The organism is Synechococcus sp. RSCCF101, from assembly GCF_008807075.1.
Lineage (GTDB): Bacteria > Cyanobacteriota > Cyanobacteriia > PCC-6307 > Cyanobiaceae > RSCCF101.
Window position 1 is genome coordinate 756,744 of the sequence record NZ_CP035632.1, and the last position, 15,339, is coordinate 772,082.

18 protein-coding genes are annotated in these 15,339 nt (G+C 68.4%); 13 read left to right on the forward strand and 5 right to left on the reverse strand.

Features of this window, described 5'->3' with window-relative positions; all coding sequences use genetic code 11:
• Positions 1-84 precede the first annotated feature (84 nt).
• The 6 genes from EVJ50_RS03725 (at position 85) to EVJ50_RS03750 (ending at position 8,282) form a co-directional block, all read left to right on the forward strand.
• Positions 85-432 carry an STAS domain-containing protein gene (locus EVJ50_RS03725; protein ID WP_225323067.1) on the forward strand — a complete coding sequence of 116 codons (348 nt, stop codon included), beginning with the start codon at positions 85-87 and terminating at the stop codon, positions 430-432.
• Positions 422-880, forward strand: a complete 459-nt coding sequence (locus EVJ50_RS03730) for a ribonuclease III domain-containing protein (RefSeq protein WP_370455581.1) — start codon at positions 422-424, stop codon at positions 878-880. The genes EVJ50_RS03725 and EVJ50_RS03730 overlap by 11 nt, the downstream gene beginning before the upstream one ends.
• Positions 864-2,756 carry a 23S rRNA (guanosine(2251)-2'-O)-methyltransferase RlmB gene (rlmB, locus tag EVJ50_RS03735; RefSeq protein ID WP_150882418.1) on the forward strand — a complete coding sequence of 631 codons (1,893 nt, stop codon included), beginning with the start codon at positions 864-866 and terminating at the stop codon, positions 2,754-2,756. Before EVJ50_RS03730 ends, rlmB begins: the two co-directional genes overlap by 17 nt.
• Positions 2,757-2,884: 128 nt before the next feature.
• Positions 2,885-3,136: a DUF1816 domain-containing protein gene (locus EVJ50_RS03740; protein WP_150882419.1), complete on the forward strand. Its 252-nt coding sequence runs from the start codon at positions 2,885-2,887 to the stop codon at positions 3,134-3,136.
• Positions 3,137-3,169: 33 nt separating this feature from the next.
• Positions 3,170-4,648: an Asp-tRNA(Asn)/Glu-tRNA(Gln) amidotransferase subunit GatA gene (gene gatA, locus EVJ50_RS03745; RefSeq protein ID WP_150882420.1), complete on the forward strand. Its 1,479-nt coding sequence runs from the start codon at positions 3,170-3,172 to the stop codon at positions 4,646-4,648.
• Between the two features lie 106 nt (positions 4,649-4,754).
• Positions 4,755-8,282: a DNA polymerase III subunit alpha gene (locus EVJ50_RS03750; RefSeq protein ID WP_150882421.1), complete on the forward strand. Its 3,528-nt coding sequence runs from the start codon at positions 4,755-4,757 to the stop codon at positions 8,280-8,282.
• Here EVJ50_RS03750 and EVJ50_RS03755 read toward each other — a convergent pair.
• From EVJ50_RS03755 to ruvA, 3 genes are all read right to left on the reverse strand, one after another.
• Positions 8,244-8,765 (reverse strand): PAM68 family protein, encoded by a 522-nt coding sequence (locus EVJ50_RS03755; RefSeq protein WP_150882422.1) that lies wholly within the window; start codon positions 8,763-8,765, stop codon positions 8,244-8,246. The genes EVJ50_RS03750 and EVJ50_RS03755 overlap by 39 nt on opposite strands.
• A gap of 15 nt (positions 8,766-8,780) precedes the next feature.
• The gene (gene rpsO / locus EVJ50_RS03760) at positions 8,781-9,050 is read right to left on the reverse strand and encodes a 30S ribosomal protein S15 (RefSeq protein WP_150882423.1); all 270 of its coding nucleotides are present in this window, start codon (positions 9,048-9,050) and stop codon (positions 8,781-8,783) included.
• Positions 9,051-9,121: 71 nt separating this feature from the next.
• Complete coding sequence (gene ruvA / locus EVJ50_RS03765) at positions 9,122-9,760, reverse strand: Holliday junction branch migration protein RuvA (RefSeq protein WP_150882424.1); 639 nt, start codon at positions 9,758-9,760, stop codon at positions 9,122-9,124.
• A gap of 23 nt (positions 9,761-9,783) precedes the next feature.
• Here ruvA and EVJ50_RS03770 point away from each other — a divergent pair, with 23 nt between their 5' ends.
• From EVJ50_RS03770 to EVJ50_RS03780, 3 genes are all read left to right on the forward strand, one after another.
• On the forward strand, positions 9,784-10,239 hold the full coding sequence (locus EVJ50_RS03770; RefSeq protein WP_150882425.1) for a hypothetical protein: 456 nt from the start codon (positions 9,784-9,786) through the stop codon (positions 10,237-10,239).
• Positions 10,240-10,299: 60 nt separating this feature from the next.
• A complete protein-coding gene (locus EVJ50_RS03775) occupies positions 10,300-10,818 on the forward strand; it encodes a hypothetical protein (protein WP_150882426.1) in 519 nt (172 codons plus the stop codon).
• 211 nt (positions 10,819-11,029) lie between these two features.
• Complete coding sequence (locus EVJ50_RS03780) at positions 11,030-11,401, forward strand: DUF2834 domain-containing protein (protein ID WP_150882427.1); 372 nt, start codon at positions 11,030-11,032, stop codon at positions 11,399-11,401.
• A gap of 67 nt (positions 11,402-11,468) precedes the next feature.
• Here the strand turns inward: EVJ50_RS03780 and EVJ50_RS14495 are convergent, their stop codons facing one another.
• Positions 11,469-11,618 (reverse strand): hypothetical protein, encoded by a 150-nt coding sequence (locus EVJ50_RS14495; RefSeq protein WP_191964855.1) that lies wholly within the window; start codon positions 11,616-11,618, stop codon positions 11,469-11,471.
• A 571-nt stretch (positions 11,619-12,189) separates the two neighbouring features.
• Between EVJ50_RS14495 and EVJ50_RS03785 the strand changes: the two genes are divergently transcribed.
• Together EVJ50_RS03785 and EVJ50_RS14500 are read left to right on the forward strand one after the other, a co-directional pair.
• Positions 12,190-12,567, forward strand: a complete 378-nt coding sequence (locus tag EVJ50_RS03785; protein WP_150882428.1) for a hypothetical protein — start codon at positions 12,190-12,192, stop codon at positions 12,565-12,567.
• On the forward strand, positions 12,564-12,737 hold the full coding sequence (locus tag EVJ50_RS14500; protein ID WP_191964856.1) for a hypothetical protein: 174 nt from the start codon (positions 12,564-12,566) through the stop codon (positions 12,735-12,737). The genes EVJ50_RS03785 and EVJ50_RS14500 overlap by 4 nt, the downstream gene beginning before the upstream one ends.
• A gap of 57 nt (positions 12,738-12,794) precedes the next feature.
• Here EVJ50_RS14500 and cobW read toward each other — a convergent pair whose 3' ends face one another.
• Complete coding sequence (gene cobW, locus EVJ50_RS03790; protein WP_150882429.1) at positions 12,795-13,931, reverse strand: cobalamin biosynthesis protein CobW; 1,137 nt, start codon at positions 13,929-13,931, stop codon at positions 12,795-12,797.
• Between the two features lie 282 nt (positions 13,932-14,213).
• Between cobW and EVJ50_RS03795 the strand changes: the two genes are divergently transcribed.
• Both EVJ50_RS03795 and EVJ50_RS03800 read left to right on the forward strand, forming a co-directional pair.
• The gene (locus tag EVJ50_RS03795; protein WP_370455583.1) at positions 14,214-14,822 is read left to right on the forward strand and encodes a Crp/Fnr family transcriptional regulator; all 609 of its coding nucleotides are present in this window, start codon (positions 14,214-14,216) and stop codon (positions 14,820-14,822) included.
• 201 nt (positions 14,823-15,023) lie between these two features.
• Positions 15,024-15,335, forward strand: coding sequence for a hypothetical protein (locus EVJ50_RS03800; RefSeq protein WP_150882430.1), 312 nt, complete (start codon positions 15,024-15,026; stop codon positions 15,333-15,335).
• Positions 15,336-15,339: the final 4 nt, after the last annotated feature.

Genomic DNA, 15,339 nt, shown 5'->3' on the forward strand with positions numbered 1-15,339 from the left:
GGCTTCGGGCGCGGAGCGGTCCGCATCACTACACTCCTGCGCAAGTCTCGCCAGGGGCCAGGAGCCATTAGCGACCTTCAGCGCTTGACCGTCTCTCTGCGAGGCGGCATGGAGTCCAGGGAGGGTTGTCACGTCTTCCACTTCACCGGACAGCTCGACGCCTACTCCGAGAAGCAGTTCCTGGATTTCGTGCGCGAGGGGCTCGAGGGCGAGTCCTCCCCGGTGATCGTCGATCTGAGCAAGATCGATTTCATCGATTCCTCGGGCCTGGGCTCCCTCGTTCAGGTGGCCCGCCAGTGCAGCGAGGCAGGGGTTCGCTTCCTGGTGGTGGGCAACGCCCGGGTGGTCCAGACCGTGAAGCTGGTGCGGCTGGAGTCGTTCCTGCACCTCAAGGACGACCTGGCCTCGGCTCTGCAGGATCTTGCGGCCTGAGGCACCAAGCAGCACCGACTGGCTGACGGGAGCCGCACGTCGGGGCGATGCCTCCGACCTGGGCCCGCTTCAGCTGGCCTGGCTGGGCGATGCGGTCTGGGAGCTGCACCAGCGGCGACGCCGCTGTTTCCAGGCCGCCCGGGCCGGTGCCCTCCATGCGGCCACGGTGGAGAGCGTGCGGGCCGGCACCCAGGCGCAGCAGCTGCAGCGCCTCGATCCATGGCTGAACGACCAGGAGAGGGAGATGGCTCGCCGGGGCAGGAACCGGGCCGGGCGGGGACCCCGCTCGATCCCACCGGCCACCTATGCGCAGGCGACGGGGTTTGAGACAATGATCGGCTGGCTCTTTCTCGTCAATCCCTGCCGTCTGGCGCAGCTGCTGGAGCAGCTGGAGGAGAGCGTGCCCGATCCCGAACCCTCCCTCGCCTCCAATGAGCGCCCATCCTGACCGTCGCCGCAAACCCTCGCGCTGGGACGGGCCTCGTCAGGGTCCGCCGAGGGAGGGCCCGCCCAGGGAGGGTCGGGACGGCCGGGCGGACCGCAGTCGTGGGGGCGGGGGCGGGGGCGGCGAGCGCTACCGCCGCGACCGGGGCGGGTCGGGTGAGCGCGCCGGGGGCAGCGATCGGTTCGGTTCCGATCGCTTCGGCTCCGATCGTCCGAGGGGGGATCGTTTCCGCAGCGACCGGCCTCGCACGCCGCGCAGTGGCCCCGAGGGCCGACGCTTCGAGAGCCGGCGCTTCGAGGGACGCCGGCCGGACAGCCGCCGTTTCGACGGCCGGCGCCCGGACACCCGCCACAGCCAGGCACGGGCCTCGCTGATCCGCCGGCCCGGTGCGGACCGCACCCCTGAGCGCAACCTGCCGGCACCGACCGGGGAGGCGGAACGCTTCAGCGCCGAGGCCACCCGGGCCGACGACATCCTCTGGGGCCGCCATGCGGTGCAGGCGGCCCTGGAGAGCGGCCGGCCGATCCACCGCATCTGGTGCACCGGCGACATCCGCTCCTCGGGCCGGTTCCTGCAGCTTCTGCGCGACGCCAAGAGCTCGGGCGTGCTGGTGGAGGAGGTGAGCTGGGCCCGGCTCGGTCAGATCACCTCCGGTGCGGTGCACCAGGGCATCGCCCTGCAGACCGCAGCCGCCGAGTGCCTGGACCTGCCCACCCTGATCGAGGCCTGCGGCGAGCTGGGCGAGCCGCCGCTGCTGATGGCGGTGGACGGCCTGACCGATCCCCACAATCTCGGAGCCATCATGCGCAGCGCCGAGGCCTTCGGGGCCCACGGCATGGTGCTGCCCCAGCGCCGCGCCGCCGGGCTCACCGGCTCGGTGGCCAAGGTGGCCGCCGGGGCCCTGGAGCACCTGCCGGTGGCGCGGGTGGTGAATCTGAACCGGTCGCTCGAATCGCTGAAGCAGGCCGGCTACCGCGTGATCGGGCTGGCGGAGGAGGGCCAGCTGACGCTGGCGGAAGCCGATCTCGACGGCCCCCTGGTGGTGGTGACCGGCTCGGAGGAGAGCGGCCTGTCACTTCTCACGCGGCGCCACTGCGACCAGCTGGTGCGCATCCCGCTGCGCGGTGTGACACCGAGCCTCAACGCCTCGGTCGCCACGGCGATCGTGGTGTACGAGGTGGCGCGGCGCGGCTGGATGCGCGGTCTGAGCGGACAGGCCCGCGCCCCCCGCATCAACCGTCCCAAGGTGGCGGCCCCCAACCCGCCCGCGCCGCCGGAGCCGGGACCCGGCGTCGACGCGGTCCCGGCTGTTGCAACCGCCACAACGCTGAGCGAGCTGGCGGACGGGTCTCCTGGAGCGGACGCAGCAGCGACGCCAGCTTCTGCGGCGGTCCTTGCGGAGGAAGCGGCACAGGCCCCTGGAGAGCCATCCATGGAGGGCGCCCCAAGAGCGGATGACGCCTGGGACGCGGAGGGGGGCACCGTGGACACAGTTGAGGTGCCCGAGCCGGTGGCCCCCGCGGACGTTGTGGATGCCCCAGACCCGGTGGCTTCCGAGGACCCGGTGGCGACCGGTGACTCGGTGGTCGCTGAGCCTGCTGAGCCCGCTGACTCGGTGGCTGCTGAACCTTCTGAGCGTGTTGAGCCTTCTGACCAACCGGAGGCCACCACCACCCCGGAGACGGACCAACCACCGCTGTCCGGCGCAGCACCTGCCCAGCCGGACAACCCGGAGCCGGAGAACCCATCCGCGCAGCCGGCGGTCGCGGAGCAACCGGTTGCAGACCAACCGGCTGCAGACCAACCGGAGCCGCTCTGGCCCCCAGCAGCAGCGGAGTCCGGATCCACCGGCCCCTTCCTCGACGACATCAGCCTCTGACGCCCGGACTCCGATGCCCGCTCTCTGTCCCCCCGCTTCCGGCTGCCTGGAGCACAGGCCGTCGGAGGGCCGGGCACCAGAATGAGCCCGTTGGCTCCGCCAGAGCCCTCCTTCCCCCCTCCCCAGCCATGACGGCACTGCTGATCCGGCCTCTCCGCGCCATCGCCAACGGACTTGGGGTGGCCTGGTGGGCGCGGGTGGAGACGCGCTCTCCCGATGTGACCTACTGGTTCGGCCCCTTCCTGCGTCGCTCCGGGCTGGAGAAGGCTCTGGCGGGCTTTCTGGCGGATCTGAAGGAGGAGGCTCCCGGCTCGATGGATCACGCCATCCTGCGCACCCGGCGCGGCGAACCCCTCACGATCGAGGCCGAGCCCGGCTGATAGCGTCGGCCAAAACCAGCAGGCAGCGGAAGAATGGGGATCGCCGAGTGGCGCTCACGCCTGGAGCGTGGCGAGGTGTCCGCCCGTGATCTGACCGAGCGGGCACTGGCCAGGATTCGTGCCGTGGACGGCGATGTGCACGCCTACCTGGAGGTGACGAGCGAGCGGGCCCTGGCGGATGCCGATCGCGTGGATGCCGCCCGGGCCCGGGGCGAGAGCCTGCCGCCGCTGGCGGGACTGCCGATCGCGATCAAGGACAACCTCTGCACCCGCGGCATCCGCACCACCTGCTCCAGCCGCATGCTCGAGCACTTCGTTCCCCCCTACGAATCGACGGTGACCCAGCGGCTCTGGGATGCCGGTGCGGTGCTGATCGGCAAGACCAATCTCGATGAGTTCGCCATGGGCAGCTCCACCGAGACCTCCGCCTTCGGCGCCAGCTCCAACCCCTGGGACCTGGGCCGGGTGCCCGGCGGCAGCTCGGGCGGCAGCGCCGCCGCCGTGGCGGCCGGCAGCTGCGTCGCGGCCCTCGGTTCGGACACCGGCGGCTCGATCCGTCAGCCGGCGGCGTTCTGCGGTGTGGTGGGGCTCAAGCCCACCTACGGCCGCGTCAGCCGCTGGGGACTGGTGGCCTTCGCCAGCTCCCTGGATCAGGTGGGCCCGATGACCACCTCGGTGGCGGACACCGCCGAGGTGCTGCAGGTGATCGCCGGCCATGACCCGCGCGATGCCACCAGCCTCGATGTGCCGGTGCCCGACTACCGCTCCGGTCTCGAGGCCCCCGTGAAAGGGCTCCGGGTGGGGCTGATCCGGGAGTGCTTCGAGCAGGAGGGCCTCAGCCCCGAGGTGGCCGACTCGGTGCGGGCCGCCGCCGCCCAGCTGGAGCGTCTCGGCTGCGAGCTGGTGGAGGTGAGCTGCCCGCGCTTCACCGCCGGCATCGCCACCTATTACGTGATCGCCCCATCGGAGGCCTCCGCCAACCTGGCCCGCTACGACGGCGTGAAGTACGGCTACCGCGCCGCCGACTGCGACAACCTCGCCGCCATGACCGCCCGCAGCCGGGCCGAGGGGTTCGGCGAGGAGGTGCAGCGCCGCATCCTGATCGGCACCTATGCCCTCTCGGCGGGCTATGTGGATGCCTTCTACAAGAAAGCGCAGCGGCTCCGCACCCTGATCCGGCGCGATTTCGACACCGCCTTCGAGCAGGTGGATGTGCTGCTCACACCCACCTCACCCACCACCGCCTTCAGCGCCGGCAGCCATGCGGATGACCCGCTGGCCATGTACCTGGCGGACCTGCTCACCATCCCGGCCAACCTGGCGGGCCTGCCCGCCATCAGCCTGCCCTGCGGCTTCGATGGCGCCGGGCTGCCGATCGGCCTGCAGCTCATCGGCAATGTGCTCGATGAGCCCCGCCTGCTGCAGCTGGCCCATCAGTACGAGAGCGCCGCGGCGGTGAGCGCCACGGCTCCGGCGGGCGCCCGCATCCCGGAGGCCCCCCTGCTCGCCTGAGCGCCGATCAGGGCACCACATCTGGGGCACCCGGAGAACCAGCGCCCTGCCGGGCACCACCGGTGGCGACGGCCCCTAAGGTGGGTGCGCCTGTGATCGGGTGGCCTTGGCGTTCGTTCCCCTCCACAACCACAGCGACTACAGCCTTCTCGACGGCGCCTCCCAGCTGCCCCAGATGGTGGAGCGGGCGAAGGAGCTCAACCTGCCGGCGCTGGCCCTGACGGATCACGGCGTGATGTATGGCGCGATCGAGCTGCTGAAGCGCTGCACGGCGGCCGGGATCAAGCCGATCATCGGCAACGAGATGTACGTGATCAACGGCTCTCTGCAGGACCCCCAGCAGAAGCGGGAGCGCCGCTATCACCTCGTGGTGCTGGCCAAGACCACCCAGGGCTACCGCAACCTCGTGAAGCTCACGAGCATCAGCCACCTGCAGGGCATGCGCGGGCGTGGCATCTTCTCCAGGGCCTGCATCGACAAGGAGACCCTCAAGGCCCACAGCGAGGGCCTGATCGTGGCCACCGCCTGCCTCGGCGGTGAGATCCCCCAGGCGATTCTGCGGGGCCGGCCGGAGGTGGCCCGCGAGGTGGCCCTCTGGTATCAGAGCGTCTTCGGCGACGACTTCTATCTGGAGATCCAGGATCACGGCTCGCCGGAGGACCGCATCGTCAACACCGGCATCGTGCGCCTGGGCCGGGAGCTGGGCATCGAGATCGTCGCCACCAACGATGCGCACTACCTCAGCAAGGCGGATGTGGAGGCCCACGACGCCCTGCTCTGCGTGCTCACCGGCAAGCTGCTGAGTGAACCGAAGCGGCTGCGCTACACGGGCACGGAGTTCATCAAGAGTGAGGCGGAGATGCGGCAGCTCTTCGCCGACCACCTCGATCCGGCCGTGGTGGAGCGGGCCCTGGCGAACACCGTGGCCGTGGCGGACAAGGTGGAGGCGTACGACATCCTGGGCCGGCAGCAGATGCCTCGCTTCCCGGTGCCCGAGGGGTACACCCCCCTCAGCTATCTCAGCGAGGTGGCTCACAACGGCCTGAGAGAGCAGCTGCAGCTGCAACCCGATGCGCCGATCGAGGAGAGCTATCAGACCCGCCTTACCTACGAGCTGGAGGTGATGGAACAGATGGGCTTCCCCACCTACTTCCTGGTGGTGTGGGACTACATCCGTTTCGCCCGTGAACAGGGCATCCCGGTGGGACCCGGCCGGGGATCGGCGGCCGGATCGCTGGTGGCCTACGCCCTCGGGATCACCACCATCGATCCGGTGCGGAACGGGCTGCTGTTCGAGCGCTTCCTCAACCCGGAACGCCGCTCGATGCCTGACATCGACACCGACTTCTGCATCGAACGCCGCGGCGAGGTGATCGACTATGTGACCCGCCGCTACGGCGAGGACAAGGTGGCCCAGATCATCACCTTCAACCGCATGACCTCCAAGGCGGTGCTCAAGGATGTGGCCCGGGTGCTCGATATCCCCTACGGCGATGCGGATCGCCTGGCCAAGCTGATCCCTGTGGTGCGGGGCAAGCCGGCCAAGCTGGCGGAGATGATCGGGCCGGAATCACCGAGTCCGGAGTTCCGCGAGAAGTACGAGCAGGATGAGGCGGTGCGCCACTGGGTCGACATGGCCCGGCGCATCGAGGGCACGAACAAGACCTTCGGGGTGCACGCCGCGGGGGTGGTGATCGCCGCGGAGCCTCTGGATGAACTGGTGCCGCTGCAGCGCAACAACGACGGCCAGGTGATCACCCAGTACTTCATGGAGGACGTGGAGTCGATGGGACTCCTGAAGATGGACTTCCTCGGCCTCAAGAACCTCACCATGATCGACAAGACCGTGACGCTGGTGCAGCAGAGCACCGGCGAACGGCTCGATCCGGAGCATCTGCCCCTCGAGGACGAGGAGACCTTCTCCCTGCTGGCCCGGGGTGATCTGGAGGGCATCTTCCAGCTGGAGTCGAGCGGGATGCGCCAGATCGTGCGCGATCTGCGGCCCTCCTCCCTGGAGGACATCTCCTCGATCCTGGCGCTCTACCGCCCGGGGCCGCTCGATGCCGGGCTGATCCCCAAGTTCATCAACCGCAAGCACGGGCGCGAGGTGATCGAGGTGGCGCACCAGGCGCTCGAGCCGATCCTGCGTGAGACCTACGGAATCATGGTCTACCAGGAGCAGATCATGCGGATCGCCCAGGATCTGGCCGGCTACTCCCTCGGTGAGGCCGACCTGCTGCGCCGCGCCATGGGCAAGAAGAAGGTGGCCGAGATGCAGAAACACCGCGGCATCTTCGTGGAGGGAGCCACATCACGCGGTGTGGACGAAGCGGTGGCCGACGCCCTCTTCGATCAGATGGTGCTGTTCGCGGAGTACTGCTTCAACAAGAGCCACTCCACCGCCTACGGCGCGGTGACGTATCAGACGGCCTACCTCAAGGCCCACTACCCGGTGGCCTACATGGCCGCCCTGCTGACGGTGAATGCCGGCTCCACCGACAAGGTGCAGCGCTACATCGCCAACTGCCTGGCCATGGGGATCGAGGTGATGCCGCCGGATGTGAACGGTTCCGGCATCGACTTCACCCCCACCGGCGATCGGATCCTCTTCGGCCTCTCCGCCGTGCGCAATCTCGGCGACGGCGCGATCCGCACCCTGCTGCAGGAGCGGGAGCGGGAGGGGCCGTTCCGCTCCCTCGCCGATCTCTGCGATCGGCTGCCCTCCACCGTGCTCAACCGCCGCAGCCTGGAGGCCCTGATTCACTGCGGCGCCCTCGATGCACTCGAGCCGGCCGCCAACCGGGCCCAGCTGATGGCGGATCTGGATCTGGTGATCGACTGGGCCGCCTCGCGCGCCCGCGACCGGGCCAGCGGCCAGGGCAACCTGTTCGACCTGATGGGCGGCGGCGCTACGGATTCCGGCCCCGCGGCCAGCGGCATGGACCAGAGCACCGCCCCGAAGGCCGCCCCGGTGCCGGACTATCCGCCCACCGAGAAGCTGCGGCTGGAGAAGGAGCTGGTGGGCTTCTACCTCTCCAACCACCCCCTGCGTCAGCTGGGTGCACCGGCCCGGCTGCTGGCGCCCATCGGCCTGGGCAGCCTGGAGGAGCAGGCCGATCGGGCCCGCGTCAGTGTGGTGGCGATGGTGCCGGAGCTGCGGCAGGTCACGACCCGCAAGGGCGACCGCATGGCTGTGCTGCAGCTGGAGGACCTGAGCGGTAGCTGTGAGGCGGTGCTCTTCCCCAAGGCCTACGCCCGTCTGGCCGATCACGTGATGGTGGATGCGCGGCTGCTGATCTGGGCCAACGTCGATCGCCGCGATGACCGGGTGCAGCTGATCGTGGAGGACTGCCGCAGCATCGATGACCTGCGTCTGCTGCTGGTGCAGCTGGAAGGCGATCAGGCCGGCGACATCGCGATTCAGCACCGCCTGCGGGAGTGCCTGCAGCGCCACCGGCCGGAGCAGGATCAGGCCGGGGTGCGGGTGCCGGTGGTGGCCGAAGTGCGTGTGGGCGGGGGGGCGCAGTACGTGCGGCTGGGGCACCAGTTCTGCGTGGCCGATCCCCAGGCGGCTCTCACCACCCTGGAGCGGGAGTCATTTCGCGCGCGCCTCAGCGACCCCCTGATCGCCTGAGGCGGCCGGGGCCTGCCGCACCCGGATCGAGGCCCGCAGCAGGGCCAGGTTCACGCCCAGTTGCTCGAAGCCGAGCAGGCTGCCGGGGGCGTTCGTGTCCCAGCTGGCGGAGAGCACGCCGTAGCTGAGTCCCACCAGGCCGAGTAGGAAGAAGGCTCCGGACACCAGCAGGGTGAGCGCCGGAGGGATCTCCATGCCGCCGCGGCTCACCAGCAGGTAGCTGCCCACGAACACGCCCATGGCGAGCAGGGAGGGCACCCCGGTGAACACGGCGACCCGCCGTGCCATCCGTCCGCTCACCTGAGCCGGAATGGGGCTGCTCCGGCGCGCGGGAGCCGGCCTGGCCGGCTTCTGGGGAGGAGTGGCCCTGGCGGCGAACGGCTCACCGCCGGGCTGGGGCCGATCGGCCTGGCTGCGCTTCGGGGCGGTCTGTCGCTTGTTCGCCCCGCCCTTCGGCCTGGCCCGGCCCTTGCCTTTGCCCATGGATGCGATCGCGGATCAGCCGCGGATGCCGAGCTTGCCGATCAGGGTGCTGTAGCGCTCCTCGCTGTGGGCACGCACATAGCCGAGCAGACGCTTGCGCTGGCCGATCATCTTCAGCAGGCCCTGGCGGGAGGAGTAGTCGTGCTTGTTCTTCTGCAGATGGCTGCTGAGGCGGGAGATGCGCTCACTCAGCATCGCCACCTGAACCTCCGGAGAGCCCGTGTCGGTGCTGTGCACCTGGTGGGTGTTGATGAGCTCCTGCTTGGCGGCGGTATCAAGCGTCATGCGGTGATCGGTGAGTGAACGCGGTGCTGAACACAGCTGACCACTGTATCGCGCCAACTTCCCAGTCCGGATCAGGCCGCAGCCCGGCTGAGGGCTCTCAGTGCCTCGCGCACCCACACGTCGCCATCGCTCTCGTTCTGAAGACCCGGCAGGCCGGCCACTGCATGCAGGGCCCGCTGGATCTCCAGGCTGTCGTAGCCGAGGGCCTCGAGCGTCTCGCGCACCTCCAGGTGCACCGAGGCCGCGGTCGGCAGAGGAACCGGCCCGCTGTCGCCGGGGGCCTCGAGCGCGAAGCGGCGGGAGAGACGCTCGCGCAGCTCCACGCAGAGGCGTTCGGCCGTGCGCTTGCCCACGCCGGGTGCGCGCGTCAGGGCCTTGATGTCGCCCACCACGATCGCCTCGGTCAGGGCCTCCATCTCCAGTTCCCCCTGCAAGGCCATGGCCGCCTGGGGACCGATGCCGCTCACGGCGATCAGATCACGGAACAGGTCCCGCTCGGCGCGGCGGGCGAAGCCGATCAGCTGCCAGCCCTCGTCGCGCGCCAGGGTGTGCACATGCATCGAGAGGTCCTGTCCGGGCGCGGGCAGGGCACCCCAGACCCGGCGGCACACCTGCAGTTCGTAGCCCACCCCGCCGCACTCCAGCAGCAGCCCCAGCCGGGTGCCCTCCTGCCAGCGTTCCAGCACCGTGCCCCGCAGCCAGCCGATCATGGTGGTGTCCCCCCTGCGCACCCATGCTGCCCGGTCCGTCCAGCCGACCCGTCCGCCAGCTGCTCCGCTGGGCCAGCGCCATCGGGCTGAGCCTGCTGCTCACCGCCTGTGGTGGGCCTGGGGACCCGCCGCGCGCGGTGGTGCTGCAGGCGCTGGCCCTCCAGATCGAGCTGACCCAGACCTCGATCGCCGACGCGTTGCGGCTGGATGCGGAAGGCGCCCCAGTGGTGAGCCGGGTGCGGCTCAGCGACCAGGAGGTGATGCGCATCGATGGCGCGGCAGCCCTGCATCTGAGCGGTCAGTTCGACTGGCGTCTCCCCGGCGATGCCGTTCGGGTCAACAGCCCCTTCGATCTGGTGCTGACCCGGGGCGAGAAACGCCAGAGCTGGCGGCTGGCCCGGCCCCTGCCGATGCCGCCGGCGGGCCAGGGCGAGCGGGCCTGGCGCACGTATCCCCTGCCCCTGCCCGGCGAAACCTGACAGGACCGGGCCGGAACGGCTGACAGCGGCCAGCATGGGAAGCATTCCGGCGCCCATTCGATGAACGCCCTCCCCAGCCCCGGCCGCTGGCGTCGGCCGTGGTTCCTGGCCTGGCCCCAGCCAGCGCTGGTGGCCTGCCTGCTGGCCGTGGTGATGACACTGGCGATCCCCCAGCCGGCCTGGAGTGCCGCCATGGGCCTCGCCTGGGGCAGCGGTGTGGTGGACGTGCGCCAGCAGCTCGACTGTGATCTGGAAATCCACGAGCACAGCGATGAGGGCGTGGTGTACACCGGCGAGGACCTGCACCTGGGCGCATTGCCAGTGCACCGGCTGCGGGCGCTGATCGCACCGGAAACCGGACTGCAGCGGCTGGTTGTGGCCCTTCCCCCGCAGGACAGCTCCGAGGTGCTCGCCGCCCTGCGGGCCCGCTATGGCGCCCCGGTCAGCACCAGCCACGAGGATGGCTCCCAGGACTGGATGTGGATGACCCAGGACGATTGCATCCACGCTCTGCGCATCCCGGGCGAGGACTTCCTGCTGACCTACCGGCCGGTGCGACTCGATCTCAGCCAGCTGTGAACGCGGTCTGGGGCAGCTCTGAATCGGCCAGTTCTGAATCCGCGCAGAGTCTCAATCCACGGACGCCATCGACGGACGTCAACCGTCAGACACCGGCCATCGCCTGACTCATCTCTTCGGGTGCTGGAACCGGACGGAGCATCCTTCTGTGCCGCATGAGACAAAGCGTCGACTCTTGCCATGAGATGATTTACGAAACTTAAAGAGACCCATGCAGAAGCTGCGGCTCGCTGTCTACGGACTGGTCACACTTGCCGGCATCGGCTGGCCGTGGTGGTGCATTGTTCAGTTCATCAAGGAAACCGAAGCCCTGGGCCTCACCGATCCGATTGAGATCGTGAACCTGTTTTCCGCCGGCGTCTGGGCCAATGCATCAGCCGGCTTCATCGCCGCCGATCTGACCCTGGTTCTGATCGCCTCATTCCTCTTCTATGCCGTGGAGGGCATGCGGATCGGGATGAAGCGCTGGTATCTGTACATTCCGGCAACTTTTGCCATCTCCTTCGCTTTCTCCTTCGGCCTGTTCATGTTCAACAGGGAGAAGCTGATGGGTCAAGGCGCAGCGACGGTGAGCGAGGCCTGATTCCACAGCATCAGGCACCTGGCCCTTGGCGTCGATCGAACGACACAGGCCAGGTGCCAGCTGGCCTTCAGGCATGCAGAACCGCGATGCGCTTGGGATGATGGGTGCCCAGCAGGCCCGAGGTGACCCTGAGGGCCTCGCCACGGTCATGACAGCAGGCGAAGGGCTGCCGATCGATATAGACGATGAGCGTGTGGCGGTTGCGAGAGATCCCCATCGGCTCGAGCCTCTTTAGGTTCTCTTTAGATTTAGCCCTGCCGATGCCCCGGCGGGATGAGCCGTTGTACTCATCTCTCTGGCTTGACCTCCGACTGGTAGCCATCAATGCGGCGAAGACAACACAAAGGGCTCCAGCTGGCGCCAGCTGGAGCTTGCTTCAGCCATCCGGCGTCGACGCCCCAGCAACGGCAGACCCGCCATGCCCTGGAGGAAGCGCAGAGCGCATTGAACACGGAGCCACAACAGCCTGAGGGGTGAGCTCTATGCCTCACGTCTTATGTGAGATCCGCACTTGAGCGCTCCAGCGAGCTGATGGTATCGATGGATACAACAAGACATCACGACCTTGATACAGCAGCCGATTCCCCGGAACCGTGCACAGCTGGTGGCCTGGCTTGAAAGCCGGGGAGCCAACGTTCCACCCCAGCTTCGGAGGGTGGTCACGAAGCAGGCGTTTGTTCAAGGGGATCAGGGGCGCGACTCGCTGCTCGTGCCCCGCTGATGGTGGGGCTCCTCATTGGCAGGATCTGGCCCGGAACCGTGAGGAGCTGGTGTCACCTGTCAGACCAGTGATTGCCAAGCAGGGTCACGCCAATGGTCGGTTTCCGCGCCATCAACCGAACTGGAGCATCAGAGCCAACCGGCATAGCTTGTCAACCTGTCTTCGGATTCAACGGATGGAGGCCAGCATTCCCGACGCCATCAGCCACAGGAGTCTTCAGGGTCTGCTGAAGGACGCTGTGGCCGATCAAGCCAACAGCGACAAACCAAGCGTGGCTGAGACACCCGCCGAGTGGGCCGCCGCTCTGACGACGCTGATGCAAGAGGTGTCTGCCGGATCAGATCGGGTGGCCGAAGGCCGGACTCCGCAGCAGGTGATGGCTCTGGGCGCGTGCCGGGCCCACCTGATGATGGCTCTGCAGGCTCTGAAGGCCGTCCAGCAATGAAACCGGCTGTGGGCGCCATCCGGCGGGCATCGATCTACGCGGTGGTGAGTTACGGGGGGCTGGTGCTGATTAACAACAGCGGCCTGCAGTTGCCGTCCATGTGGATCGCTTATCTGCCGATGTTCATCGGCGTGTACGTGTTCACCCAGTGGGTCGACCGCAAGTTCTGAGGACCCCCGGTCGCCCCACCGAAGCGATGTGACCTCATCCGGGCGACTCGAGAGGGCTCAGCCAAGAGCGACAGCCGGACGCCGCAGGCCCTCCAGAGCAGCGTCGATGGCGGCGCGATCCAGCTGCAGTCCCAGCAGAACCAACTCCACGCCGTCACGGGCCTCCTCCTGCAGGCCGTGAGCGGGCTCGAACCAGGTGTCGAGGCGGGGACCCACGGCGGACAGATGCAGGGGGTGAGGTTTTCCCGGCAGCCGTGCTCGCCCCTTGAGGCGCACGACGGCCTGATCGGCGATCAGCTGCCGAACCAACGCTTCCAACTCAGGCCGCTGCACGGCCCAATCAATTGATACGATGTGGGACTGCATGGCCACATGGGTGTGGTCGTGATGCTCGTGGTGGTCGTCATCGTGATGGTGATGGCCGTGGTCCCCGCCGTCATGGCTGTGGTCGTGCACTGAGTGGTCGTGCTCGGCATGGGTGTGCTGCGGCAGGGGACTGAGGCCCAGCACCAGCTCGGGGTCCACCTCGCCGCGGGCCATGCCGAGCACGGGCACGCCCTGGCGCAGCGATGGGGCCAGCTGCTGACGCACACCGTCGAGCGCGGCGGCTTCGATCCGATCGGAACGGCTCACCAGCACCATGTCGGCGGCCCGGAGCTGATCGCGGAAGAGCTCGTCGATGGCGGTGGCGTGATCGAGGCTCGGATCATTCAGGCGCTGCTGCTCGAGAGCGGCGGGATCGGCCACCACGGAGCCGGCCGCCAGGGATTCGCCGTCCACCACGGTCACCACACCGTTCACCCTGGTGCGGCTGCGGATCTCGGGCCAGTTGAACGCATCCACCAGCGGCTCGGGCAGGGCCAGGCCACTGGTTTCCACCACGATTCCATCCAGTTGCTCGCGGCGCTCCAGCAGGCGCTCCATTGTGGGCAGGAAGTCGTCCTGCACGGTGCAGCAGAGACAGCCGTTGGTGAGCTCCACCAGGCGCCCCTCGATCTCCTCCTCGGGGCAGAAGCCGCAGGAGGCGATCAGCTCGCCATCGAGGCCCACCTCACCGAACTCGTTCACCAGCACCGCCAGGCGCTGGCCGCTCTCCACCAGCAGATGGCGCAGCAGGGTGGTCTTGCCAGCTCCGAGGAAACCCGTGACCACCGTGACCGGAAGGCGGCCGGTGGAACTGGGGGCGTGACTCATGCCAGGGGTGCGTTGTCAGCCCCATCCTGAAGCGCCGCAGGGCGAACGCCGTCACTGGACTGTTCAGGCCGCGGTGGCTGCGTGGATCAGGGTCCGCGAACAGATCCAGTTGCAGCAACAGCTGCTATTGCGAATCGCTTGCAAGAGGGCGGGGAGGCTCTGTAAGTTGCGATTGGTTTTCAAGTGCAGGTGAAGCCTGCCTCCGGCACACCCCTGTCGCCCTGCCCTCACCCAGGAGCCCACCCGTTGACCCTCGCTCCCTCAAAGCCCCCAACGCGCACTGTGGTCCCGCTGCGGACCACAACCAGCCCCGTCGATCCGGACACCACCCCGGTGATCCATCTGGCCGAGGGCCGAACCCTGTTGCTCGATCCGGCCTCCCAGGCGAGCGACACCCTGCTGCAGGTGCACGACGGCATCGCCCGTGTGTTCTGCGCCTGCCCGGAAACCGATGGCATGAGTCTGGCCTTCCTGCAGAAGGGAGACACGCTCCAGTTCGACCGCCTCTGCAGCGATGGCGTCTGCCTGGAGGCCCTCACCGATCTCTCCTTCCGACGCCTGGAACGCAGTGAAGCCGGGCTGAGCGACCCGGTGAATGAGTGGACGCTGCAGCTGCTCAGGATCCGCCACCTGGTGAGTGCCGAGCAGCGGCTGCAGGCGCTGCTCTCGCTGCTGGTGCACCGCATCGGCCGGCGCACCCGCGCCGGCTGTCAGCTCCCCTTCCGCCTGACCCATGAGCGCCTGGGTGAGCTGATCGGTGCCACCCGGGTCACCACTAGCCGCATCGCCTCGAAGCTGCGCGAGCGCGGCGTGTTCCAGCAGGGCAGCGGCAGCCGGGAGGGGCTCACCCTCTGTCCCGACTGGATCGCCGCCTGTCCGCTGACCTTCTGAGTCCCCCGCTCCTCCGTTCCTCACCCCTTGTTCCCGTCATGAGCCGCAACGAGTCCCTGCCCCAGCCCAGCAAGAAGAAGGGCTGCAAGAAGAGCAAGTGCTCCAAGTGGAAGGGCAGCTCCTGCCGCTGCGGGCGCGAGTGACACCACCGCTTACCCCTCACGCTCGCTGACGCCCGCTGACGCCCGCTGACGCCACACGATGGAGACCCGCTCCGCTTCCTCACCCTCCACAGGCCCGGTGCTGATGGGCGATCTCATTCGCCACGGTCATCGGCTCCTGGGCCGTCAACGCCGCATCTCCCAACAGCTGGAGAGCAACTGCTGCCCGCAGCTGCGGAGCCGGCTGATCTGGGAGCAGTCCGAGATTCAGAGCCGCGTTGCCGGACTCCGATGCCTCTTCAACACCTCTCGGAATGGAGTCAGCCGGAACAGCTGGAGCAGTGCGGCACTGCTGAGTGAACTGCTGCGCCGCTGCGCAGAGGAGCCTCTGCGGACGCTCCGGCCGGACTGAGCAG

Bases quoted from the DNA above. Each gene is read 5' to 3' on its own strand.
- EVJ50_RS03755 (WP_150882422.1), bottom strand. From the start codon at position 8,765: ATGGGCAAAGGCAAGGGCCGGGCCAGGCCGAAGGGCGGGGCGAACAAG.
- EVJ50_RS14495 (WP_191964855.1), bottom strand. From the start codon at position 11,618: ATGGGGATCTCTCGCAACCGCCACACGCTCATCGTCTATATCGATCGG.
- EVJ50_RS14500 (WP_191964856.1), top strand. From the start codon at position 12,564: ATGAAACCGGCTGTGGGCGCCATCCGGCGGGCATCGATCTACGCGGTG.
- EVJ50_RS03780 (WP_150882427.1), top strand. From the start codon at position 11,030: ATGCAGAAGCTGCGGCTCGCTGTCTACGGACTGGTCACACTTGCCGGC.
- rpsO (WP_150882423.1), bottom strand. From the start codon at position 9,050: ATGACGCTTGATACCGCCGCCAAGCAGGAGCTCATCAACACCCACCAG.
- cobW (WP_150882429.1), bottom strand. From the start codon at position 13,931: ATGAGTCACGCCCCCAGTTCCACCGGCCGCCTTCCGGTCACGGTGGTC.
- rlmB (WP_150882418.1), top strand. From the start codon at position 864: ATGAGCGCCCATCCTGACCGTCGCCGCAAACCCTCGCGCTGGGACGGG.
- gatA (WP_150882420.1), top strand. From the start codon at position 3,170: ATGGGGATCGCCGAGTGGCGCTCACGCCTGGAGCGTGGCGAGGTGTCC.
- ruvA (WP_150882424.1), bottom strand. From the start codon at position 9,760: ATGATCGGCTGGCTGCGGGGCACGGTGCTGGAACGCTGGCAGGAGGGC.
- EVJ50_RS03770 (WP_150882425.1), top strand. From the start codon at position 9,784: ATGCTGCCCGGTCCGTCCAGCCGACCCGTCCGCCAGCTGCTCCGCTGG.
- EVJ50_RS03775 (WP_150882426.1), top strand. From the start codon at position 10,300: ATGAACGCCCTCCCCAGCCCCGGCCGCTGGCGTCGGCCGTGGTTCCTG.
- EVJ50_RS03740 (WP_150882419.1), top strand. From the start codon at position 2,885: ATGACGGCACTGCTGATCCGGCCTCTCCGCGCCATCGCCAACGGACTT.
- EVJ50_RS03800 (WP_150882430.1), top strand. From the start codon at position 15,024: ATGGAGACCCGCTCCGCTTCCTCACCCTCCACAGGCCCGGTGCTGATG.